This window comes from Mucilaginibacter conchicola, from assembly GCF_003432115.1.
Taxonomy (GTDB): Bacteria; Bacteroidota; Bacteroidia; order Sphingobacteriales; family Sphingobacteriaceae; genus Mucilaginibacter; species Mucilaginibacter conchicola.
The window spans coordinates 649,725-671,490 of record NZ_QWDC01000002.1 but is presented as its reverse complement, the minus strand read 5'-3'; the positions used below and the strand labels follow the sequence as shown (position 1 = coordinate 671,490).

Genomic DNA, 21,766 nt, shown 5'->3' with positions numbered 1-21,766 from the left:
ATATCCACCTAAAACTATTAAATGAAGAAAACTGTCATCGGCCTTGCCGCACTGTTAATACTTACGGCTACTCATATTTTTGGTCAATCTGCGGTTAAACTGAAATCAGATCCACTTACCTCTAAACAGATTAGATCTATTGTTGATACCGTTTGCAGCCGTGTTGAACAAGTTTACGTTTATATAGATAAAGGCAAACAAATAAGCGATCATCTGCACGCACAATTAAAAGCCGGTGCTTATAATAAATACACTGATCCTAATGATCTGTCTGTCATCATCACCAACGATATGCGCAAGGTTTGTTATGACGGGCATCTGGCTGTACAAGTTGACGGCTCCGTACCTAAAGGCCCTGTAACCAAAGCACCTGCTAATCCCAAGCCGGAGCCTCAGCCCAAGCCAAACGACGAAGAAAATTTCAACCTTAAAAAGATAGAGATACTACCCGGCAATGTAGGCTACTTTAGACTGGATGGCTTTACAGCAAACAGGGATGTATGGCCGGTGTTGGAGAACGCTTTACATTTTCTGGAACGTAGCCGCGCTTTAATTTTTGATGTAAGGTACAATGGCGGCGGTATGCCCGGTACGGTAAACCTATTGGAGTGCTATCTCTTCAACAAAAAAACCGAAATGAATGGCATGATAGATCGCTCGGGTAAGGATACTACACATATTGAGGCCGACCCCGAAGCTGTTAAAAACTTTACTTTAAATATGCCCATTTACATCATCACCAGCCGCAGAACATATTCGGCCGCTGAGGATTTTGCTTATGGCATGCAAAGCGTGCATCGTGCGCAGATAGTGGGCGATACCACGGGCGGCGGTGCGCATCCGGTTCAAACTATACCGGTTGGTTATGGTTTGTCGGTACGCATTCCGTGTTTGCGGTCATACAACCCATATACACATACTAATTGGGAAGGCACCGGTGTAATACCCGATATACCTTGCCCCGAGGATTCGGCCATTGATGTTATATTATCAAAGGTGTATCAACAGGTAATTGCGGAGAGTACCGACGCCGCTGAGAAGCATAAATACCAGTGGCTTAAAGATAAAACAGACGCAAAAAAGGTAGTGTTAGCCCCCCAAATATTGCAGAATTACACCGGCACCTTCGGCAGGCGTTTTAGCCTGTCTGTTAAAGATGGCCGCTTGAACTGTACTGATCTGCAGAAGAAATACGATTTCGAACTCTACCCTGCAGGTGCTGATACCTTTTACAGCAGCGTAGAGAACGGCATCAAGTTAACTTTCATCAAATCCTCAACCGGAACGTATTCATCTTTTAAAGCCATTGGCCTCGGCGGGCGCGAAGCGGTGATGGATAAAGCAGAATAATAATAATCAGTTCAGATCATTGTTAACATAGAGCGTTGGCGGCAAGTTTATCATCTACAAACACAAGCGGTTAATTTTATGTAGATTAGTAAATCAATCAAAACCATCATGCCATCATTTTTACGTTCAGTTGCTTGTTTTGCTGCCTTGCAGGCCGCTTTTATATTGCCATTAAGCGCCCAGCATTTGCCTCATAGTTTACCCGAGGCCGAAGGGGTAGATTCAAAAGGTATACTCAATTTTGTAAATGCTACGCGTACCGGCAAAACCGAGTTCCATAGCTTTATGTTGCTGAGGCACGGTAAGGTTGTGGCCGAAGCATGGTGGAACCCATATAAACCCGAACTGCGCCATACGCTTTACTCGTGCAGCAAAAGCTTTACTGCCACAGCCGTTGGTTTTGCCATTAGCGAGAAAAAGCTGAAGTTAAGCGATAAAGTGATCTCTTTTTTCCCCGATCAGTTGCCAGCTAAAGTGAGCGATAATCTGGCTGCCTTATCTGTAAAAGATGTACTGATGATGGCCGATGGACAAGACCCTGAGCCTATTCGTGTTGGTTTGGACAGCAATTGGGTAAAAGGCTTTTTAGCTGCGCCAATTGTGCATAAGCCGGGCACGGTTTTTCTTTACAATTCGGTAGGTACTTATATGCTATCGGCTATTGTGCAAAAGGTTACCGGGCAAACGGTGTTGGAGTATCTTAAACCAAGATTGTTTGCACCGTTGGGTATCAGCGGGATGGATTGGGAAACCGATATTAAAGGCATAAACACAGGTGGCTGGGGTTTGCGTTTAAAAACTGAGGATATGGCCAAATTTGCCCAACTGTTTTTACAGAAAGGTAAATGGAATGGCAAACAAATATTACCGGTGGGTTGGGTAGAAGAAGCCAGCAGTGTAAAAATCATCCAACACCCGGATATGCCGCAGACTAAACGCGACTCGAGCGATTGGGAGCAAGGTTATTGCTACCAAATGTGGCGCTGCCGCAACAATGCGTATCGTGGCGATGGTGCCTTTGGCCAATACATGATAGTAATGCCCGACCAGGATGCGGTGCTTGCTGTAACGGCAGAAACTGCAAATATGCAGGAAGAAATAAACCTGGTTTGGCAATACTTGCTACCAGCCATGAAATCAGGCAAATTACCTGCTGATAAAGCTACAAACGCGCAGTTGCAAAAAGCTATAAAAGAACTGGCCTTACCTGCCTTTGCAAAAAGCAAAGCATCTTTCGCCGGCAACATCAATAATAAAACTTACTCGCTTGAGCCAAATAGTTTAAAATTCAGTAACATCAGCTTTAGTAATACCAACGGCACCTGCCAGGTAACCATAAAAGGCGATACCGCTACCTACAAACTTGATTTTGATAACGGTGACTGGCACCTGGGTAAAACTAACAAGCCCGGCCCATCGCTTACGGCCTTTACACGCGAAATAAGGACCATGTTGTTCCCGGCCAAAGTTGCAGGCACTTACAACTGGGAAGACGACCATACACTGCAACTAACTTTGCGCTACATAGAAAGCCCGCATACCGAAAGGTTTACTTGTGTGTTTGATAACAACAAAGTAACCATACGCCAGTATAACAGTTTTGAGAAGGGAAAGGAAACAGTATTGAAGGGAATGAGCCTTTGATGTTGATTGGGCAAACAAATTTTATTTAATTTAGTGGCACATTGCCCCTATTGGGCTTAAATAAAAGCCGATGCACACTATACTACCTTTCTTACTCTTAATGGTTGCCGCTGTTGTTTTGCTGGAGATGTGGGCCGGCAAACTCAAAATAGCCTACCCAATATTATTGGTTGTGGCGGGCCTGGTAGTAAGTTTTGTGCCCGGCCTGCCACCTGTAAAAATAGACCCTGATCTGATCTTCTTCATCTTTATGCCGCCTATACTGTTTGAGGCGGCATGGTCGGCATCATTTAAAGAGTTAAAAAAGTGGTGGCGCATTATTACCAGCTTTGCGTTTTTGGTAGTGTTTTTTACGGCGCTTTCGGTAGCGTTGATAGTTAACCACTATATCCCCGGCTTTACCCTGCCACTGGGCTTTTTGTTGGGCGGCATAGTTGCCCCGCCCGATGCAGTGAGCACTGCTGCTATAACCAAGTTTGTTAAAATCCCTAAAACCACATCGGCCATTTTAGAGGGCGAGAGTTTGCTTAACGATGCCTCATCGCTGATCATTTTTCGCTTTGCATTGGTAACGGTGGGCACCGGGCAGTTTATATGGCAGGAAGCAGCCACCAGTTTTGTGTGGATGGTTGTGGGCGGTGTTGGTATTGGCCTGTTGCTGGGTTGGGTATTTGTAAAAATGCACAAAGGCTTAAAAATGGATACCTCATCAAACATTGCCTTTACACTTATCGAACCATATTTTATGTACTGGCTGGCAGAGCAGGCGCATTGCTCGGGCGTGCTGGCCGTAGTAACCGGGGGGCTGTTCATGTCAACCCGTAGGTTACAGTTCTTAAACAGCAGCAGCCGTATACAGGCTTTCAGTGTTTGGGAAAGCTTTGTGTTCATATTAAATGGTATTGTTTTCCTCATTATAGGGTTAGACCTGCCGGAGATTGTTGAGGGCCTGCGCGCCCACGGCACGCCGTTAAGTACAGCTATAGGCTACGGCGCTATTGTTACAGCGGTGCTGATAGGTGCCCGCATTATCAGTTCGTACTGTGCTATGCTGGCTACTTATATCTTCAGGCCGGGCGTGGCGCCAAGGGCCGGCAGCAGGTCGAGGTTATTAAAATTGCCGCTGATACTGGGCTGGTCGGGTATGCGGGGAGTAGTGTCATTGGCGGCAGCGCTGGCTATCCCGGTAACACTGGATAGCGGGGCCGAGTTTCCGCAGCGTAACCTTATCCTGTTCATCACTTTTGTGGCCATATTGCTTACCCTGGTGGTGCAGGGGCTTACATTGCCGCTATTTATCAAATACTCTGGTGTGTTTAACGGTTTAATGAGCGAAGAAGCCAGCGAACATGCGCGGCAGGAAATGAAGAAGGGCTTAAAACAGCATATCTACAAATTTCTTAAGGAAAAGCATGATGGCGAGTTTCATGGCCATGCCGGGATTGAAAAAATGCTAAAGATATGGGAAGAGAGAACAAGTAGTACCGAGGACACTTTTTCTAATGTGAAAACAAAAGCAATTTTTGTAGAACTATTGGAAAGCCAGCGCCAATACCTTGCCGAACTGAATAAAGACCCAAAAATAGATGAGGAGCTTATCCGCGTACAACTATACCAGATAGATTTGGAAGAAGAACGATTGAAGATAATTTAATTTATCAGTTGTTTTATACCGGTGTGTATTGCGACTTTACATCATCAAACCAACCGTCGAAAACGCTTGCCGCTGTTTTAACAGGGTCGTTTTTATAAAGATCCTCATATCCCATTTTGTTGTTAAAATGGCCGGTTTGCGGTTCGTAAATCATTTTCATGCTTTTAGGCACTTCACGGTTGTGGTCTTTAAACAGCGTTTCCATTTCGGCCAGCATGCCATTGCCTGCATGTAGCAAGTCCATCATACGGGTGGGTGCCAAATCATATTGCTCGGTAGAAACTGCGTTTATTTTGTTGATGTTGACTACGGTGCCGTTTATGCGGTAAAATACATTGTAGAAACAGCCCATTTCTAAAGAGCTGAAAATATAGATAGCTTCTACCTCATCATCGTTACGGTTTACAAACTCAAAAGCTATCTCTACCATGCCGGTAAAAAGGGTGCTGAACTTATCATCAAAGTCCTGTATAGTGTTCATAAGGTTGTGGTTAGGTTGATTTATTTTAGGTGTTAAGTATCGGCAATTGAGTTGATGTATCCCATCCGTAATCATCGGCTATCAGCGCCTTAAACTCCGGGTTAGCCGTTTTGATGAAGTTAAAGCGGTAGTATACTTCTTCATCATCGATTCCTACTCCCGGCGGTATGCCCACACAAACCTGGAAGTGAATATTATACTTACCCGGTTCTATGTTAAGATCGGCACCGCTATTAAGGGGGTAGTGGTTTCCGCATTTTCGCTCGTGTTCAATATCTATGCTATCATCCCTGAAAAGGTAAACAGCTTCTGGTACGGTACTGATACAAAGCTGATCTGCATCGGTCACCTCAAAGGGGATCAGTGCAGAGCGTTGCGCGTTATTATCTTCTTTAATTTCTGATGAGCTTTCGATGAGGAAATAAGCACCGAAGCCGCCTTCAACCAACGGGTCGAGCGAGAGGTAGTTCTTGTGCCACACCATGCCAAACTCAACGCTGGTATCGTTCCATTGCTCCATTTGCAGATCGTGTGGGATGGATCTGATGACGATCTGGTTATGAGATACCGCTATGTTGATACTGATCATAAGGTTTGTTTAGGCTATTATATTTCTGTACTTGTCAATGGGCGGAAAACCTGCCTTATTTCGATTGGCATTTATGCGGGTTAATTCATCGTCAGAAAGTGGTTCTTCGTCTGTTTCCTCGTCTTCTTCTCCAATAAACAGTGTATCAATAAAGTCAGAAAATGAGTTTGAAATCAGCGTATCCGGCGCATCAAGCTCACCTTCGTGATGCCAGTAAAATATTTTGCCGAATGTATCCTGGTTTAAAGAATAGTAAATAACATCACCGGGATAGCCTTCAAATAGTGGGAAGAACCGGGTATTCAATTGCTCTTCAATATTGTAAGTATTGATGATCTCTCTTATGCCGGTATGGGTGTCGGGCCAGCCATACACGGTGCCTATATCGATGTCTTCTGTATTTAAAAAAGAAGATGTGTTGGCCGTTTTACCAAACACATTCTTCTTAAAGTAGCTGTTGCCAAAATCAGTAATAAAATCTATCACATCGGCTTGCGGCAACACACCCATTGTATCTTGCACCACTTGTAGGGTTTGCACCCGCTGTGCTTTCAACTCTTCTGCAGCTATTTGGCTGATGAAGTCTACGCCACCAACTGATCTTATTTTATCCCGGAAACGGCTCATGGTATCGTTGCCGGCTTAATTGGTTAAACCAATTTCGATCCACGAATCAAGGAACGACCAGAAGCCGATATCCAGTTTTGGTGCTTTATCAGACCAGAAAATAAGATACTCAGGGTTATCCGGATTGGTTACGTTAATACATAAGTAACCTGTGCCCGCATTGTGGAAGATGTAAAACACTTTGTCGAGGTCAAAATCAGGAGCAGGGATATCTTCTAAAATGCCCCATTCCTGGTCGCTTAACCACTCAATGTCTTGCAGTGGTAAGAAGCCAAGGCCACCGCTTATTTTTTCGTACCAGCCATTGTGTACAGTTTTATAATAGGCTGCAATATCTTCAGGCATTTCATCAAGGAAAGGGCCTTCGGTAGTTGGTAAATGGCCTACGTATACCGATACAAAATCATCTATATTGATGAGATAAACCATGCGGTATTCGCCGCTTTCTTTTATCACCACGACATCTTCAAGATGATGGTTAATGAGTGATAATGTTTTAGCTAATTTATCAGCAAAAGGGCTCCAATAGGTATTGACGATGGCCTTTTTATCTGAAAGGTTGTTTGCCGAAATTATCTTACGCCAGGCATCGGGCAGGTCGGCATTATCGTTAACCGATGTCACAATTTCGAAATCGAAAAAATTATTGTCTGTTAATATTTCCTGTAAGTTATCCATATCAGCCTTTTAATAAACCTTGAATTTGCTCTTGTAACGCTTGGCGGGCCTCTTCTGTTTTCTTGATCATCTCCTCTCTAAAGGCCGGATCCACATCTATGCCGCCCTTTTTATAGCGCGTCCATTGTTCGTATGTTTTAGCTCCTTTAGATGTATTGGCCGTTCCGCTTAAGCCTATAAAGTTCTCTTTATTATTTAAAACCGCAAGTTGCTGTTCCCTGGTTAGTTGTCCAAATCCGTCCATGCGGGTAATTTCGTCCATCGGTACAATGTGGTCGGCATGCAGCGGTTTGTCAACTTTTAAGCCAGGCAATGCACGGTCATCCATACCAGGTTTGTAACCTTTATTCACTTCGGCCCTTATCTTCTTGCTTGGCGTTTGCGCCCTTAACTCGTCGTATTCGGCCTGTGTTATCTGGCGCTCATTAGGCGGTTTGGTACCACCACCTTCGGGCTCTGTTTTTGGTTTTTTGCTGTAGCCGTTGTGAACCAAAACACCTTCTTCGGTAACAAAGTAATTCTCGTTGTCTTCAACATCAAAATTAAACACATTGGCCGATTTACTTACCAGTGCGCTGTTTTTAAGTTTTATCTTTTCGCCATCAACCAGCTCCAATTCTTCTCCTGTAGCAATATGCTCAATGGCAACCCACTCATCGTTTACAAAAAAGCGGTGCTCTGGTGTAACTTCAAATATGTTGCCGTTATCCAGCTCAATCACCATCATGGTTAAGGTGGTGCGGCGATGGATGCCCTTTACCGCTTTAAGCTCGCGGTCGCCGGTAGCTTCATTCATGGTCCATACTATTGAACCTACGGCAATGCTCTCAATTGGAACTAAGCCATTATTGGTATGCACCAATGTACCCGCCGGGAAGCAAACCAATGAAGCGCCTTTTGCGGCAAATACAGAAAGGATAAGCTCCTGCCCGCTTGCCAGTAGTTTTTCGGCAGCGTTTTTATCAGGGTCGCTCCAGATATCGTATTGCGTTTTGTAGCTGGCGGCCATACCCAGGCCACGCATGCTACGGCAAAACCATCCCATTTTACCAAATAGGGTTGCAGGGTTAAACATATTACCCATCTCGGCGCGTGCCACCTGCAAAAACTCGGCACCGGCTGCCCGTAAACCCGATGTTGCGGCGGTACCTGCCATGCTACCCATACCGCGCCCGGCCAAAAAGCCAAACGCAAAGTTGGCAATGTGGCCAACATTGTTCATGGTAGTGCTGGCCATTGCTTCCCAAAATGTTTCCTTGATATCTATCATGGTACCTTCGGGCACGCATGATAACTGGCTTTGTTTAACCACCAGGCCCTCATGGCCGTGTATCTTTAAATTGGGAGATGAATTTACCCACACGCGTGAGCTTGCGTTGGCTTTGCATTTTAAATAACCAACACCAATGGCCAGCAATAATGCTGCACCAATTATAAGCGCAAGGGCCCAACCGGCTACCGGTACGGCCATAAGCGCTAATGCTGCCACAAGTAAACCCGCTGCTGCACCTGCAGCAAATGCGGTACTACCCAGGCATAAAAAAACATTATCCTTCATGGTATCGGCCGTAGTGGCCGCAAGGTTACCGCTAAAGGTGACTTGGTTTTGACTGGTCACCTTCATCTGCTTAAACATTACACCCTTTGGGCATACCAGGTAATGCTTCTCAGTTAACCACTGTAAGTCCTCAGCCATAATTTTATATACTTTCCAGATCCAGGTATAGGTCTGTTTTGTAATCGTTATTTAATTGCTCAAACACCTGCATGTGTGCCGATAGCAGGTTGCCCTGCACATCGCGCTCAAAGGTTGCTTTAGTGTAATGCTTTACATCTAATTCTTTCTCGCCGGTAACCTGCGTAATCAGCTTTTTGTCAAGCTCGTTGCTTTTTTCGTTCAGTACCGATTCTGTTGTGGTAACATATTTGCCATCAGTAAGCTCGGTTGTGTAGGTTACATTTACCGGGAACAGAAAGCCAATGCCCATACGGTCGCGACTTTTGCGGCTTTCTGTATAGGTAACATTATCTGCCGTAGCATTATAGCTATACAGGAACAGATGCATAAAGTGCGAATTGGCCAGGTTGTCGATCAAATCTGGCGGGTTAGCCAGTTCCCGATCCTTGTGGCGTATCACCTCAAATGCAGCAATAGGGTTGGTTTGCATCAGCTCTTTTTTGAGCGTATCCCATTTGGTTTTTATTTCGGGCAGGTTTAACAGGCCTTTAATATCGCCACTGCCGCTAACACAAACATGCTGGCGGTTGTAGATGCAGGCTATTTTATTTACGTATTGTATAATTTGGAAGGTGTTAGGGTCATGGTACTCGGTAAGTTTTACCTCATGTTCCTCAAGCATGTATTCCTTCAGTTCGGGGCGAGGCCCGTGGTAGCCAAAATAGGATAGCGTATACTCGCCGGTGGTGGCAAAGCTATCAACCATTTTCAGCATTTTGGCATTACCGCGCACGGTAAGCTTATATCTGTTTTCTGAAACTTTGTTTTCCATTGTTTTACGAGTTGATCTTTACCGGTTTACCGTCAATTACTGTTGATGTACCTACAATGTTCACTGCTGCACTGTTCAGCTTGGCATTTGCCTCGCCACTCATGCTCAGATCGTTCTTTACAGATATATCCAGCTTGGTATCAAAGCTCATACTTCCGTTTTTGGTTGGGCCACCATCACCTGAGATAGAGAAGTTCTCGGCTGCGCGGATCTCAATATTCTTAGCCTGCAGCACTATCTTATCTTCTTCTTTATTAAGAGTTATCATTACCCCGCCGGTTTGCAGGTTAACATTGTTATCAGCAGTGGCGGTTATGGCATTGTTACCATCAATAAAAATGTGGTTTAACCCGGTTTTATCTCGCACCAATATGCCCGCGGCATCATCCATAAAAATGGTGTGACCGCTTTTTGAGGTTACGCTTTTGCTGTTATTGCTCGCCGCACCGCCCGAGCCATTTTTACCATGGAAAACGCTTCCCAAAATAAACGGACGGGCAATGTTACCTTCTTCAAAAGCTACAACCACCTGGTCGCCCACCTCGGGGATGAATACGAAACCGCGGTTCTTACTTACTTTATCAGAGTTACCTGCATCGGGCGTCATCACGCGCAGCCACTCGGTGTTATCATTTGAGGTGCACTGCCATTTAAATTTCACCTTAACGCGGCCCTGGCCCTGCGGGTCGGTATTGTCAACTACGTTGGCCAGTTGTATATCGGGCATTGGTTTTTCGGCATTGCGCACGGGTAGTTTTTCGCTGTCGGCAGATACGCCTTCAAAGGTATTTTGGTAGTGGCCAACGCCATCTAACTGATGGTAAACCGCTGTTACCAGGAACTTACCAAAATCCTGCACCTGGAAACCGCTCTCGGCACGCATACTGGTGCTGATGTTTACTATAGAGCCTAATTTAACGTGAGGATTATCGCCATTGCCCATGATGCTCAGCAACTCAGATACGATGGCTTTATGCTCATCGTTCACAAAGGTGTCTATCTCTTTCTGATTGTTCACGCGTACATCAAGGGGCTCGTTATATTGTTTACTATAAACCTGGTTTGATGCCGATATAACATGCGAAAGATCGGGATTGCCGCCATTTGATGGAGACGGTTGCGAACTCAGCAGTTGATCTTCTGGTGAATGATAAGCAAACTTCTGATATTTAAGTGGCGCTATCTGTAAACCATATTGAAGGCTGTGCAGGTCGCGGCCATATATCAATGGTACTTCATCCAGTTTTGAGGGTTTGCCAAAGTTTAGTTTTACGCCATCGTAGTAAAACCATTCGTGGTACTCGGCAGAGAGGCGGTTGATGAAATCAAAATCACTTTCGCGATACTGGATAATGTAATCAATAGGCGAAGTGTATGCCGGATTGATGTTGAAATTCAGATCATTCTTCGGTGCGTCCTCAGTTGCTTTCTGAACAATGGTTTTCAAATCCTTGTTAAGATATGATCCCAGATCGGGCCCGCGGTCAATAAGTACGGTAGGGCTAAAGCCGCTTATCACAATATCACCCTGAAAGCCGTGGCTTTGGGCTATCTCTACACGGGTTATTTTACCGGTGAACTGATGTTCGCTCTCTTCGCCGCGGCCAAATTGTACGGTAAGGTTTTTGCCGATAAAATCCTTAGATTTTTCAAGCGTTACCTTGTTGGTGTTCTCAATTTGATGGTGGTTAAAACGCAGCTGAAACGACTGATGCTCGTTAAAGCGTTGCTCAAGATTAAATGATGAGAAGTGCGTTATTGGCGTACCCTCAATGCTAATATCTACTTTGATCTTTGTTTCCATAATAATACGCTTAGGTTTAGTCTTTTAATGGCCATGGCCTGTAATAGCTTATAACCTTGTAACTGCCCTTAACCTTGCCAAACACAAAACCAAATGAAGTTTCCTGCCCGTTATCCTGGGTATATTGTTTCTCCAATTCGTATAGGGTACTTCCCTTATCGGTAATGGGCATTAATTTTTTATAGTAATCTTCGGTAGTGGTTTTATCAATTTCAGAAAGGTCATCCTCTACACTGGCCGGGATAAGCTTTACGGCATCTTTTGTAAAAATATCGGGATAGAAAGCGGCAAATTCAACGCCTGTTAAAAGCCCCGACTTATAATCAACTTTACTGTTTTTCAGATCCTCGTTACTCCACTGCGGGTTAGTTTGAAGGGGGAAGTTGAACATAGATTGTATCTGTGTTTTGTTCTGTGTTTTTATAACATTTTTAAACTTGCTAAAAAAAACACGGAACAACTGTTCATCTGTTAATGCAGCCGGCTTTGTAGTATTTGCAGAACTATCGCGCGCAGGTTTAACTGCAGGCGATGTTGCACCGGCGGGTTGGCTTTCGCACCCGTAGGCAACCTGCAGCAATAGCACTGTGGCAATAAGTCTGATATATTTTTTTACCCGCATTGGTCAATTTCTTGGGATACTGATAAGGGCACGGTCTTCCATCCTTTTCAGGATAACGGCCGCACCCATTTGTGATGAAACAGCATCGGCATCAAACTTACCGTCTGACACGTATTTGCCTTTTACATAATGGTTTGAGAAACTCCACAGATAGGGCGTTTTAACCCCTCTGGCGTTATATCCAAAACCATTGTAGCCTTCAAGTTTTAATAAAATATAAGGCAGGCTCCAGTTGGTTACCTGGTCATACTTCATAAACTTAATAGCATCAACAGCACTTTCCTCAAATGTGAACGGTGGCGGATGCCCAACTTTAGGCCTGTGCGCCGGCACGTGAACGGTGTAGCCTGTTAAAGGGTCGCCGTTGTGTAAGTGTTTTTTAAAGCTGAAACTGCACTCCATATAATGTACGCAGGCTATAAAATACCATGGTACTGATGAACTGTTAAAAAAACCGGTAGCAAACAAATCTCGGTTTAAGCCAAATTTGCTATCAGTAGTTTCAGTAAATTTTCCTTGCAACAGATCAAAAGCACTACCCGTGTTTAGTTTAAATGAGGGAGCTGTAAGGGTGGCGTTGTTTGTTATAAGGCTATCGGTTGATGTTAAGCGGTCTAAAGCACCAAACCTGTTGTAAAAAGGATTGGGTTGCTGAAACAAAGGAGGGCTGCCAAACAGTAAAGTGTTTGAGCCGCCGCCACGTACTAAGTTTGAGATCTGATCGTAACGGTTGCGGTTGGCTACTATTTTATCATCAATTATCTTATCAACCTCTGCAATCTTCTCTTTCTTTATCTCGCACTTGTTAAAAAGATCAATGTACTCCATAGCCGTTGGCGTTGAGGATACTTTTTTCTTCTTAGTGGTCTTTGCTGCCGGCTTAATTATTCTTTTCTTTTTCTGCATAAAAAATAAAGAACTAATTGGAAAAAAAAGGAGGAGATAGACTTTGTATCTCCTCCGTATCATTTATAACGAAAGGCTGATCGTCAGATCTTATTTAGGCCAATCGTTCTCATGCTCGGCATTACCAATTTTTAGGGTGCGTGCCGAGATAACAAAGCTCAACGACATTGGGGCGTTACCTATAATAGATAAACCCTCATTGTATTGGATGATGTAACCATCCTGAAAGCTTAACTCTTTCATTTTGGCGTCTTCTTCTGATTTTTTGAAGGTGATAGTACCTGCAAGTGGTTTGTACTGGTTGTTTACCATTGATTCGATAACCGAAGTATCTTCGGTAGATTCAACTTCAACCTGGATAGTACCACCATAAACGCCCGATGATGGGCGGCCTTTTGCATCAACATCTCTGCTTAGGGCATAGCTGCATTGTAGTACGTCAAACTCTTTTGAGCCTATATTAATTCTTGCTTTAAAAGCCATTTTAGTAAAATTTTAATGTAATACCTTTAGAGAAGGGCTGTTGGCCACATCTCCCTTAACTGATCAAAAAAACTTTTGAGGGTTATGCGTTAACGCCCGGCCAGTCATTCGTATGCTCTGCACTACCTAATTTTAGTTTACGGGCAGAGATTGTGAATTTGTAGCTCATCGGCGTATCGCCTGTGATATCCAAACCTTCAGAATACTTCACAATGTAGCCGTCTTCAAAAGTCAGCTCTTTCATTTTTGCATCTTCTTCAGATTTTTTGATCAACAAGGTACCAGCGAGAGGTTTGTACTGGTTGTTCACCATTGATTCGACAACTGAAGTGTCTTCGGTAGACTCAACTTCTATGTCAATTGTGCCGCCATAAACACCTGAGGACGGGCGTCCTTTTGAGTCAACATCGCGGTTAAGGGCATACGAGCAATTAAGCACATCGTACTCTTTGCCCGAAAAATTTAATCTTGCTTTGAAAGCCATAACGATAAATTTTAAAGGTTAAATGTAAAATACCGACCATCGGCATCTATATTATTAACTACAAATGGGGTAAAGTATTGTTTTAGAGAAAGTAATTATTTTTTGGCGAGAGGTTTTTTAAATGATTTTTGCGCCAAAGTTAAAGAGTTTTTTAAGCCATTTTTGAGTGTATTCATTCTCAAGCGAGTACAGATGGCCAATAGTGCTGGTATGTACCGGGTGGATGCGGCAGCGCTCCAGTACATTTTTTTTAATGGATAGATAGGTTGGCTTCTGGTCAGTTTGCCAGTCGGCCCAGGCCTCTTCGTCAAGGATGGAGACGATGCGAGCCGTGCGTCCCCTGAAATCATTATTAAAATTCCCCTGGTTCACCACAAAAACCTGGTCGGGTTGAAAAATGCGGTCAAAGAAACCCTTTATCTTAAAATTGATAGAGCTTTTATAAACAGGGCAAAAGATGATAATGTGGCTGGCCCACTTCATTTTTACCATGGCATCGGTAAGGTCTGTTTCCGGATCGGCCATGCGGCCCATGAGTGGTTTGTTGGGGTTAAATTTAAGGTCGGCAATAACAATGTCTTTTACAGAGGCCGAGACACCCACGGCACCTTCGCGGTAAGCCTCAATAAGGGCACGCGTAGTTTCGGTTTTATTGATGTCTGCGTTTACAATTACTACCTGCTTCATATTTAACAGCAGCAAAAGTAATTGAATTTAACAATAAAGACAGGCAGAGATAAAGTTAATGTAATGTTGTTGGCGAAGACATCAACAAGTTGGGGTAATATCCAACACTGAATGTGGAATTGTGAATGATGAAGTGTTTTTAACTCCGTAGGAGTTAAAGGTCGGTAGCATATTGATATCGTTTATGATCGCTCTGTTAGGTACGAAACTATCAGAGTGGCGTACCTACGGCAAGCAGGTATTTCTAATGATTATTTTCTACCGACCTTTTGCACCGCTGGTGTAAGTAAACACTCGAAAAGGCGACGTTGTTGATGGTGTCCTCTCCAACAATCAACGCGAAAGCTCCTCATTCAACTATTTTAAACCAAGAAAAGCCGGAAGATCATCTCTTCCGGCTTTCATTAGCATATAAATAAGCTTATTGCTGTTTGTAATCAGTTTCCCAACTGGTATTACCATCATCGCCTTTGTGGCCATCAAGCTTAACCACGAAGCTTTTGGCAGGGAAATAAGGGGTGATGTTGATATCCAGGTGGATGCGGTCTTTCTGTACCTCATCGCGTTCAAAACGCAGGATCTTAAAACGCTCTATCAGCCTGTCTGGTCCTTGTATGTTATCCAGGAATTTTACTATCTGGCTACGCAGATCCTGCTCAGTTTTTGAGTTCCAGTTTTCAAACGCACGGCGGTTCAAAAAGTCGAATAGCACTTTGGTGATATAATCGAACACGCGCACTACAGAGTAGGTTTGCAGACCGATATTATCGCCGTTGAATAAAGTTTTGGCAGAAAATGCCATTACTTTACCGTACTCATTAACCATAGGCACTAAACCAATTCTTTCCAGGTGCGATATCTCGCTTTTCTTCAAATCAAAACGTACGCCATCAACCTCATTTACGGCACCATGTTTTTTACCAGCCGTAACCTGCGACATTAAGGTGTAGTACATTTTACCGGCCAATGCAGCAGAGCCCGGTATGTACAGGTTATCTTCCTCACCAACTTCGGCTACTTTATCGCGGCCTACAACCCAGTTACAGGTCATGATGGTATTTGATTTAAAGGCGTCGCCACCGGTAAGGTTGGCTGCGGTGAACAGGTCAACCACGTCATCCGGCTGGTCAAGGTCGGCAAAGTCGGTTACCAGCATCACTTTATTATCGTAAGCAATTTTTGACCAGCGCTCAACTACTTTGTTCGATCCCAGGTAACCAGGGATAACCATAATAGAGTAGTTTTTACGAAGGTCTAACCTGTCGTAATTCTGTTTCAGCTCGTTACCCACGTACTCAATAAAGCGGGGGTTATCCAGCTCTTTCAACTGGTCAAGGCTGGCATTCATTACTACCACATTACGCAGCTTATCGGCCTCTGTGTTTTTGTAGAAAAGGTGCATTGAGCGATAAGCCTGCTCCAGTTCTTTGGTAGTTTCAAGGGCTTCTTTAACATTGCTGTTGAGGTTTTCTTCAGCAAGTTGAAGTTTCTCGTTGCTTTTTTCAACCATCTCACCAACAGATGAGCCTTCTTCAAGCGCGGTTATCCACTGGCCAAGTTTCAGCCTCAGTTCTTCGCGCTCTTGTTTCTTCTCATCATCGGTTAAAAATATCTGTTTACGTGCTTTGCGCTCGGGGTTAAGGTTTTGCAGTCCATCAATGGTTGTCTCTAAAAGATCAAAACCACCAACACGCGAAAGTTTATCAAGGCTATCTTGTAGCGATAGCTCTTTGGCGGCCGGGCGTTCAGCGGGCTTAAATGCCTGTTCTGCTGATGTATTGTTTACGGCCTGCTCGTTAGTTGTTGCCATAGGTATGTAGCGTTAAGGTTATGGGAAAGATGTTATTGCTCAAGCTCTTTTACAAAGTTTTTAAGCGCGCTTACAAAAGCTGCACGCGTTTCTTCGTTATCAAGCGTGGTTTTTAATGTTTTGTTGGTTTTAAGCTGCTTAATAATGTTCATATACATTTCGCGCTCAATGTTCAGCTTACGCAGGTAACTGCTTTGCTGTACAATACGTTTTGCACTAAAATCGCTAAGCGTACCAAATTTGATGTTCTCGGTGATGGTTGATCCATCCTGGCGGTTCAAATTAAGGTTAACATTAGGTTTGTAATGATCAAAAACCGCTTCTACAGTGGTTAATCCTTCTACCTTTTCGGGGCGCAGCGGCTCGTTATCTGTAAGTTTTTGGATAAATAAAGTTTTATTGGGAGCTATCTCACCAAATGCTTCTGAGGTATCTACTTTTACTTCGTTCCCTCCAATTTCGTAGTTAAACATATAATAAAGGTGTGAGGTGTAACATTTGTATATTTTACTATAACTTAATTTGTTTTAAAATGTTTTGTAGCGATAATGCATTAACTGGTTAGCAATTAATTAATTGTCCACGTTAGTTCATCGCTTTCGGCTTCTTTGCCAATACTAATAGTATGGCCTTTCTTTAACTCGCCCGAAATAATATATCGCGATATTGGCCTGCGCAAGCGGTTGCGGATAACCCCCGATAACTGCCTTGCACCATATTTAGGCGTGAAACCACCAAGCGCCAGCATGCTCTTTGCTTCTTCGCTTATCTCGAAACTGATACCCATTTTATCTAGCGACTCAATAAGGCTCTTCAACTGGATCTCGAAGATGCGCACCACGTTATCTTCTGATATCGGTGCAAACGGAACTATCTCTGATAGCCTTGCCAAAAACTCAGGGCGGAAGTGGCCACCCATGATCTCCATCAGTTGGGTTGAGGTTGGCATAATGCCCTTTGTAAGCTGGTCTGCCACCCACTCACTGCCAATGTTTGAGGTGAACAGTACCAAAGCATTTGAGAAATCTCCCTCTTTGCCCAAACGGTCATGGATGTGTCCTTCATCAAGTATCTGTAAGAAAATGTCAAATACCGATGGATGGGCTTTCTCTATCTCATCAAACAATAGCACCGCATAAGGTTGCTGGCGAATTTTGTTCACCAGTAAACCGCCTTCTTCGTAACCCACATATCCCGGGGGCGCTCCGTAAAGCAGGGCTGCCGAGTGTTCTTCTTTAAACTCCGACATATCAAAGCGAATCATCGCCTTTTCATCGTTAAACAAAAAGTCGGCTATGGATTTGGCCAGCTCTGTTTTACCGGTACCGGTTGGGCCCAGCAGGAAGAATGAACCAATAGGCTGCCCCTTCTTGTTCAATCCACTCCGCGATTCCAGTATGGCATCAGATACAGCCTTCAAAGCCTGGTCCTGGCCAACAACGCGTTTCTTCAGGAAGCTTTCCATGTTCAGTAAGCGTTCCTTTTCCTGCGCCTGTATTTTTCCTATCGGGATGCCGGTTTTGTGGGAGATGATAGCCGCAATATCCTGCTTATCAACGGTGCTGGTTTTCTCTTTTGCAAACTCGCCCAGCAGTGGCAGGTTCTTATCAAAATAGCCAATGTATTCATCTGCCGTTTCAAAAGCGCTTACCTGTGTTTCATCTTCCAGTTTGCCTAAAAGAACGGCGCTGGTTTTGTTCTGCATGAGGTTGTACAGCCACTTGTAATCGGCAACGGTTGAATCTTCAGCAGTTTTCAGCTCTGTGAACTTTTCGTTTAGCTCATCCAACGTCATGTCTGATGTATCGTTCATGAGCCTTATGGCGGCCATGGTACGGTCCATCAGGTCAAATGCCGAATCGGGCAGGCGGCGGTCTTTCATGTACCGTTTTGCTAAACGCACACAATCTTTAACTGCTTCGTTATCTATTTTAAGGCCGTGGTGTTCCTCGTAATAAGGCACCAGTTTCTCCAGCATTTTTATGGCGGTATCAATATCCGGCTCGGCCACCTGCAGTACCTCAAACCGGCGACTAAATGCCTGCTCCGGCTCAATGATCTTGCGGTACTCATCCATGGTGGTTGCACCTATAACAGTGATCTCGCCACGGGCAAGCTCGGGCTTCAGCAGGTTGCCTACGCCACCACCTATTGGGCCCTTGTTATCCAACAGCGTATGAATCTCATCAATAAACAGGATGGCTTTTTCCTGCTGTTTTAACTCGCGAAGAATGTTCTTTAGCCTGTCCTCTATCTCGCCCTTGTAAGATGCACCGGCAATGAGCGAACCCAGATCCAGCTCAAACAAACTCACGTTCTGCAGCGATTGCGGCACTTTGTTATCAATGATATCCAAAGCAAATCCATCAACTAAAGCGGTTTTACCCACGCCTGCATCGCCTGTAATAATTACGTTTGGTTTGGTGCGGCGGCTCAGGATCTCCATGATCATGCGCGTTTCTTTATCGCGGCCAATGATGGGGTCTATTTTGCCTTGTCGGGCCAGGTCTGTACGATCAATGGTATATTTTAACAGGGCGTTGCCACTTTTGCCGCTACTGGTATCCGCTGCATCGGCAACGGATGGAGCAACGGCCTGTTGAACACCTTCGTCCTGTATATAAACATCAAGGATGTCTTTCTCTTTTACGGGGAAAGACTTCAGCTGGCCGGTATCAAAACCTACGTTTGGCTTGGCTAATGCAACCAGGATACAAACCGGAGTAACTGAATCTAAACCAAGCTTTACGCGCACGTTGTCTGCTTCTTCAAAAACAGCTTTTACGGCATCGTTGCCCAGCATTTCGTCGGGTACGTTGATGGCTTGCGGGTAATCTTCTATACGCACGTCGGCCCAATCGCCAATGTAGGCGGCATCTTTACCTATCGAGTTGAGGAAGTTCTTTAAACCTACTTCCTGGTGCAGCAATCCTTTCAAAAGGTGAGCCGGGCCAAATTCCTTATGGTGGTATTCTTTGGCCAGCGACTGCGCAACCCTAACCGCCGTTTTAACTGAATCGCTTAAATTGAGTACACTCATGTTCTGCTATTATTATTGCTGCCAGTTAGCCTGGGTTACGTAGTAGTATGTTTTTCCGTTTGATATGAAGCGCTGTTGCAAAAGTGCCTGCTGCCTTATGGTGTTGCGGCATTTTATCAGGTAAGCCAGGTAGGCCTCAAACTGTGGCTGTGGCATATCGCTGGTGCTGCTTAGGTTACCTACTTTGTATTTGCCTAAAGCCTTGGCGCTTGGTAGTACAAGACCTATGGTTTTACGGATATAATCAGACAGCAGCATATCTTTAATATCACCGCTGCTCATTTTTAAGCCCATGTTTTTCTTGATGATATCGATATAATTGCGGCGCAGTTTGCTGCGGAAATTACCGGCATCCGGCTCAAGATTTTCACCTATCATCAGCGAAAGCACATCGTTCATTTCTTTGTACTCATCCTCGTTAAGGATAATAAGATATTGCAATTTGCCGGGATTGTTGCTCACGATATTTGACGGCGCATTTGCTGCCAGGAAATATTTGAAAGCATTATGCGGCATATCGTCACCTAAAGTTTCAGACGGTGAAGTGAACTGCGACATTACCACCGGTGTTACGTAACGGTGCTCGCGACCGGTTAGCCTGAATACGCTATCCAGTGAGCGGGTTTGCATTTTTATATCAGTTTGGGTCTCGGCCATAAAGCGTTTAAGCGATGCTTCCATAGCCTGGTTGGTTTTAACCGTTCCTTTCGGCGGGAATATCACCGCACCCTGGATGAGGCTGTTCCTCGGGAAATCCAGGTAGAATGAGATAGAATCTGACAACGATACGTTGAATTGCTGGGTATTACTCAAGCCTTCACCCACCACCATGCGGCTCTTTTTACGATCGGCCAGTATAGCTGCCGACTCGGAAACCAATTTGCGCGATTGGATAACGAAATCGTTATAGATAGAGCTGTAGTCGGCATAAACCTGGATGGCCAGGATGCGGGCATCAGCCATGGCAATTTCTGTTGAGAGATCTGATACTGCGTTGGCGTCGGCGTTAGCATTACCTGTGCTGCCTATTAACACAACAAGATTTGTCTCATTTTTATGGTTGGCAAACATGCCCAGCGCACTACGTATACCATCAAACACAGGCTGGCTGTTGGCGGCAGGTGTACACGTATTGGTTACGGCAGATTGCTTTTCTAAAAAGTTGATCACTTTGCGGTAATCGGTATTAAAATCCTGGCGCTCTACACCGCCTGTATTACAATTGGTTTGGCTGCGGTAAACGGCAACACCGTAATTGATCTTGCGGCCACGGTTATAATTATCAAAAACATTCTCGAATGATTTTACCGAGCTGGTGATGCCCGAGTAATAGTTACGCATTGATGAGCCACCATCAACCACAAATACCACGTTTATTTTGCGGATATTTTTGCGGATAGCCAGATACTGCTTGTAGCTGATGTGGCCGCCTTTAATGTTGATGATGCTATTATTTGATTTATCATAAACATCTGTAGCTATACCCAGTTGCATTGGCGAGCCGGTATTGTATTGTATAACCGGTACGCTGCGCAGTACAGGCTGATCAGGATCTATCAATGGATCGAACACAAATTTGGCGTTAGTTGTGGGTGCCGCAAACTGCAATGATTGATTGATGGCTGCTGCCACAGAATCATCAGCATCTACCTCAAATGGTTTGGCAGAGCCGATGTATAGCCTATCTCCCCAGCGGTGCACGGCATCGGCAGGTACCCAGCCAAATACGCTATGCGCTGCGCTATCAGCCACCAGTTGAGGGTCTGAGCCGATTAGTAAAGTTTTACCATCTGCCGATTTTTTGAATACGTATAGCAGCTGGTTTAATGCAACCTTTGTTTTCTTATGCTCTAATTCAGGAGTATTGTATACATATAACGAGTCGGTACGGTCATAATAAACATCCGGATTATTTAGCGCGTTGGCGCCCGATACAATGGTGATGGCTTTCTCAGGATAGCCACTTGCCGAACTTACGTAGGCCGATTGCCAAAGCAGCATCTTATTTTTGCTTATCCAGCCGTAGCTTTGGGCAGCTTTTTTATTGGTAAGCTTGCGGCCCTGCACCATACCTGCCTGGTATTTTATGAGTTTTATATAGCCATTGCGCGATTCGCTTACATAAAAAGGCTCCATAAATTTTATCTTTTTCATTACCAGAGAACCGCCGGGAGCAGTGGTGGTAAAATTCTCTTCGCGGTCAGAGAATACTATCCATGGCAATGAAGTTCTTTTGCCATCGTCAAATACGTTGGTTTTATCGTTGGGTTTCTCAAACGCAGCCGGAAGGGTAGCTACTTTTCTGCTTATTGACACCGGCGACTGCGCATTAACCGCAGTAGTGGCAACCAAGAGTGAGAAAATGCAAAGTATGTTTTTCATGTTAGTGTTTGGTAA

General features: G+C 44.4%; 19 protein-coding genes. 3 read left to right on the top strand and 16 right to left on the bottom strand.

From position 1 onward, the window contains the following. The first annotated feature begins 21 nt into the window (after positions 1–21). The 3 genes from D0C36_RS12685 to D0C36_RS12675 all read left to right on the top strand — a co-directional run bounded on the left by D0C36_RS12685 (position 22) and on the right by D0C36_RS12675 (position 4,648). A complete protein-coding gene (locus tag D0C36_RS12685) occupies positions 22–1,350 on the top strand; it encodes a S41 family peptidase (RefSeq protein ID WP_117392000.1) in 1,329 nt (442 codons plus the stop codon). 108 nt (positions 1,351–1,458) lie between these two features. Then, entirely contained in the window at positions 1,459–2,994 is a 1,536-nt protein-coding gene (locus tag D0C36_RS12680) for a serine hydrolase domain-containing protein (protein ID WP_117391999.1), read from the top strand. 70 nt (positions 2,995–3,064) lie between these two features. Next, complete coding sequence (locus D0C36_RS12675; RefSeq protein WP_117391998.1) at positions 3,065–4,648, top strand: Na+/H+ antiporter; 1,584 nt, start codon at positions 3,065–3,067, stop codon at positions 4,646–4,648. A 13-nt stretch (positions 4,649–4,661) separates the two neighbouring features. Here the strand turns inward: D0C36_RS12675 and D0C36_RS12670 are convergent, their stop codons facing one another. From D0C36_RS12670 to tssR, 16 genes are all read right to left on the bottom strand, one after another. Further along, entirely contained in the window at positions 4,662–5,129 is a 468-nt protein-coding gene (locus D0C36_RS12670; RefSeq protein ID WP_117391997.1) for a hypothetical protein, read from the bottom strand. A gap of 25 nt (positions 5,130–5,154) precedes the next feature. Further along, the gene (gene comJ / locus D0C36_RS12665; RefSeq protein WP_117391996.1) at positions 5,155–5,718 is read right to left on the bottom strand and encodes a competence protein ComJ; all 564 of its coding nucleotides are present in this window, start codon (positions 5,716–5,718) and stop codon (positions 5,155–5,157) included. Between the two features lie 9 nt (positions 5,719–5,727). Next, the gene (locus D0C36_RS12660) at positions 5,728–6,345 is read right to left on the bottom strand and encodes an SMI1/KNR4 family protein (protein ID WP_117391995.1); all 618 of its coding nucleotides are present in this window, start codon (positions 6,343–6,345) and stop codon (positions 5,728–5,730) included. Between the two features lie 15 nt (positions 6,346–6,360). Continuing rightward, positions 6,361–7,023, bottom strand: a complete 663-nt coding sequence (locus D0C36_RS12655; protein WP_117391994.1) for an SMI1/KNR4 family protein — start codon at positions 7,021–7,023, stop codon at positions 6,361–6,363. Position 7,024: 1 nt separating this feature from the next. Next, on the bottom strand, positions 7,025–8,719 hold the full coding sequence (locus D0C36_RS12645) for a Hint domain-containing protein (RefSeq protein WP_199502013.1): 1,695 nt from the start codon (positions 8,717–8,719) through the stop codon (positions 7,025–7,027). A 4-nt stretch (positions 8,720–8,723) separates the two neighbouring features. Then, complete coding sequence (locus D0C36_RS12640) at positions 8,724–9,533, bottom strand: hypothetical protein (protein ID WP_117391993.1); 810 nt, start codon at positions 9,531–9,533, stop codon at positions 8,724–8,726. A 4-nt stretch (positions 9,534–9,537) separates the two neighbouring features. Further along, positions 9,538–11,337 (bottom strand): type VI secretion system Vgr family protein, encoded by a 1,800-nt coding sequence (locus D0C36_RS12635; RefSeq protein ID WP_117391992.1) that lies wholly within the window; start codon positions 11,335–11,337, stop codon positions 9,538–9,540. A 16-nt stretch (positions 11,338–11,353) separates the two neighbouring features. Further along, positions 11,354–11,959: a hypothetical protein gene (locus D0C36_RS12630; protein ID WP_117391991.1), complete on the bottom strand. Its 606-nt coding sequence runs from the start codon at positions 11,957–11,959 to the stop codon at positions 11,354–11,356. Between the two features lie 3 nt (positions 11,960–11,962). Next, on the bottom strand, positions 11,963–12,865 hold the full coding sequence (locus D0C36_RS12625) for a hypothetical protein (protein ID WP_117391990.1): 903 nt from the start codon (positions 12,863–12,865) through the stop codon (positions 11,963–11,965). Between the two features lie 90 nt (positions 12,866–12,955). After that, positions 12,956–13,348: a type VI secretion system tube protein TssD gene (gene tssD, locus D0C36_RS12620; protein ID WP_117391989.1), complete on the bottom strand. Its 393-nt coding sequence runs from the start codon at positions 13,346–13,348 to the stop codon at positions 12,956–12,958. An 82-nt stretch (positions 13,349–13,430) separates the two neighbouring features. After that, positions 13,431–13,832 (bottom strand): type VI secretion system tube protein TssD, encoded by a 402-nt coding sequence (gene tssD, locus D0C36_RS12615; protein WP_117391988.1) that lies wholly within the window; start codon positions 13,830–13,832, stop codon positions 13,431–13,433. Between the two features lie 117 nt (positions 13,833–13,949). Next, a complete protein-coding gene (locus D0C36_RS12610) occupies positions 13,950–14,519 on the bottom strand; it encodes an NAD(P)H-dependent oxidoreductase (protein ID WP_117391987.1) in 570 nt (189 codons plus the stop codon). Between the two features lie 421 nt (positions 14,520–14,940). Continuing rightward, positions 14,941–16,329, bottom strand: a complete 1,389-nt coding sequence (locus tag D0C36_RS12605; protein ID WP_117391986.1) for a DUF5458 family protein — start codon at positions 16,327–16,329, stop codon at positions 14,941–14,943. Between the two features lie 32 nt (positions 16,330–16,361). After that, positions 16,362–16,802, bottom strand: a complete 441-nt coding sequence (locus D0C36_RS12600; protein ID WP_117391985.1) for a type VI secretion system contractile sheath small subunit — start codon at positions 16,800–16,802, stop codon at positions 16,362–16,364. A gap of 95 nt (positions 16,803–16,897) precedes the next feature. Then, positions 16,898–19,369 carry an ATP-dependent Clp protease ATP-binding subunit gene (locus D0C36_RS12595; RefSeq protein ID WP_117391984.1) on the bottom strand — a complete coding sequence of 824 codons (2,472 nt, stop codon included), beginning with the start codon at positions 19,367–19,369 and terminating at the stop codon, positions 16,898–16,900. 12 nt (positions 19,370–19,381) lie between these two features. Then, positions 19,382–21,751, bottom strand: coding sequence for a type VI secretion system protein TssR domain-containing protein (gene tssR, locus D0C36_RS12590; RefSeq protein ID WP_117391983.1), 2,370 nt, complete (start codon positions 21,749–21,751; stop codon positions 19,382–19,384). Positions 21,752–21,766: the final 15 nt, after the last annotated feature.

What these genes read in the sequence shown, in the direction of transcription:
- D0C36_RS12630 (WP_117391991.1), bottom strand. Translation starts at nt 11,959, where the DNA reads ATGCGGGTAAAAAAATATATCAGACTTATTGCCACAGTGCTATTGCTG.
- D0C36_RS12680 (WP_117391999.1), top strand. Translation starts at nt 1,459, where the DNA reads ATGCCATCATTTTTACGTTCAGTTGCTTGTTTTGCTGCCTTGCAGGCC.
- D0C36_RS12640 (WP_117391993.1), bottom strand. Translation starts at nt 9,533, where the DNA reads ATGGAAAACAAAGTTTCAGAAAACAGATATAAGCTTACCGTGCGCGGT.
- tssD (WP_117391988.1), bottom strand. Translation starts at nt 13,832, where the DNA reads ATGGCTTTCAAAGCAAGATTAAATTTTTCGGGCAAAGAGTACGATGTG.
- D0C36_RS12625 (WP_117391990.1), bottom strand. Translation starts at nt 12,865, where the DNA reads ATGCAGAAAAAGAAAAGAATAATTAAGCCGGCAGCAAAGACCACTAAG.
- comJ (WP_117391996.1), bottom strand. Translation starts at nt 5,718, where the DNA reads ATGATCAGTATCAACATAGCGGTATCTCATAACCAGATCGTCATCAGA.
- D0C36_RS12595 (WP_117391984.1), bottom strand. Translation starts at nt 19,369, where the DNA reads ATGAGTGTACTCAATTTAAGCGATTCAGTTAAAACGGCGGTTAGGGTT.
- D0C36_RS12660 (WP_117391995.1), bottom strand. Translation starts at nt 6,345, where the DNA reads ATGAGCCGTTTCCGGGATAAAATAAGATCAGTTGGTGGCGTAGACTTC.
- D0C36_RS12655 (WP_117391994.1), bottom strand. Translation starts at nt 7,023, where the DNA reads ATGGATAACTTACAGGAAATATTAACAGACAATAATTTTTTCGATTTC.
- tssD (WP_117391989.1), bottom strand. Translation starts at nt 13,348, where the DNA reads ATGGCTTTTAAAGCAAGAATTAATATAGGCTCAAAAGAGTTTGACGTA.
- D0C36_RS12635 (WP_117391992.1), bottom strand. Translation starts at nt 11,337, where the DNA reads ATGGAAACAAAGATCAAAGTAGATATTAGCATTGAGGGTACGCCAATA.
- D0C36_RS12605 (WP_117391986.1), bottom strand. Translation starts at nt 16,329, where the DNA reads ATGGCAACAACTAACGAGCAGGCCGTAAACAATACATCAGCAGAACAG.
- D0C36_RS12685 (WP_117392000.1), top strand. Translation starts at nt 22, where the DNA reads ATGAAGAAAACTGTCATCGGCCTTGCCGCACTGTTAATACTTACGGCT.
- D0C36_RS12675 (WP_117391998.1), top strand. Translation starts at nt 3,065, where the DNA reads ATGCACACTATACTACCTTTCTTACTCTTAATGGTTGCCGCTGTTGTT.
- D0C36_RS12600 (WP_117391985.1), bottom strand. Translation starts at nt 16,802, where the DNA reads ATGTTTAACTACGAAATTGGAGGGAACGAAGTAAAAGTAGATACCTCA.
- D0C36_RS12670 (WP_117391997.1), bottom strand. Translation starts at nt 5,129, where the DNA reads ATGAACACTATACAGGACTTTGATGATAAGTTCAGCACCCTTTTTACC.
- D0C36_RS12610 (WP_117391987.1), bottom strand. Translation starts at nt 14,519, where the DNA reads ATGAAGCAGGTAGTAATTGTAAACGCAGACATCAATAAAACCGAAACT.
- tssR (WP_117391983.1), bottom strand. Translation starts at nt 21,751, where the DNA reads ATGAAAAACATACTTTGCATTTTCTCACTCTTGGTTGCCACTACTGCG.
- D0C36_RS12645 (WP_199502013.1), bottom strand. Translation starts at nt 8,719, where the DNA reads ATGGCTGAGGACTTACAGTGGTTAACTGAGAAGCATTACCTGGTATGC.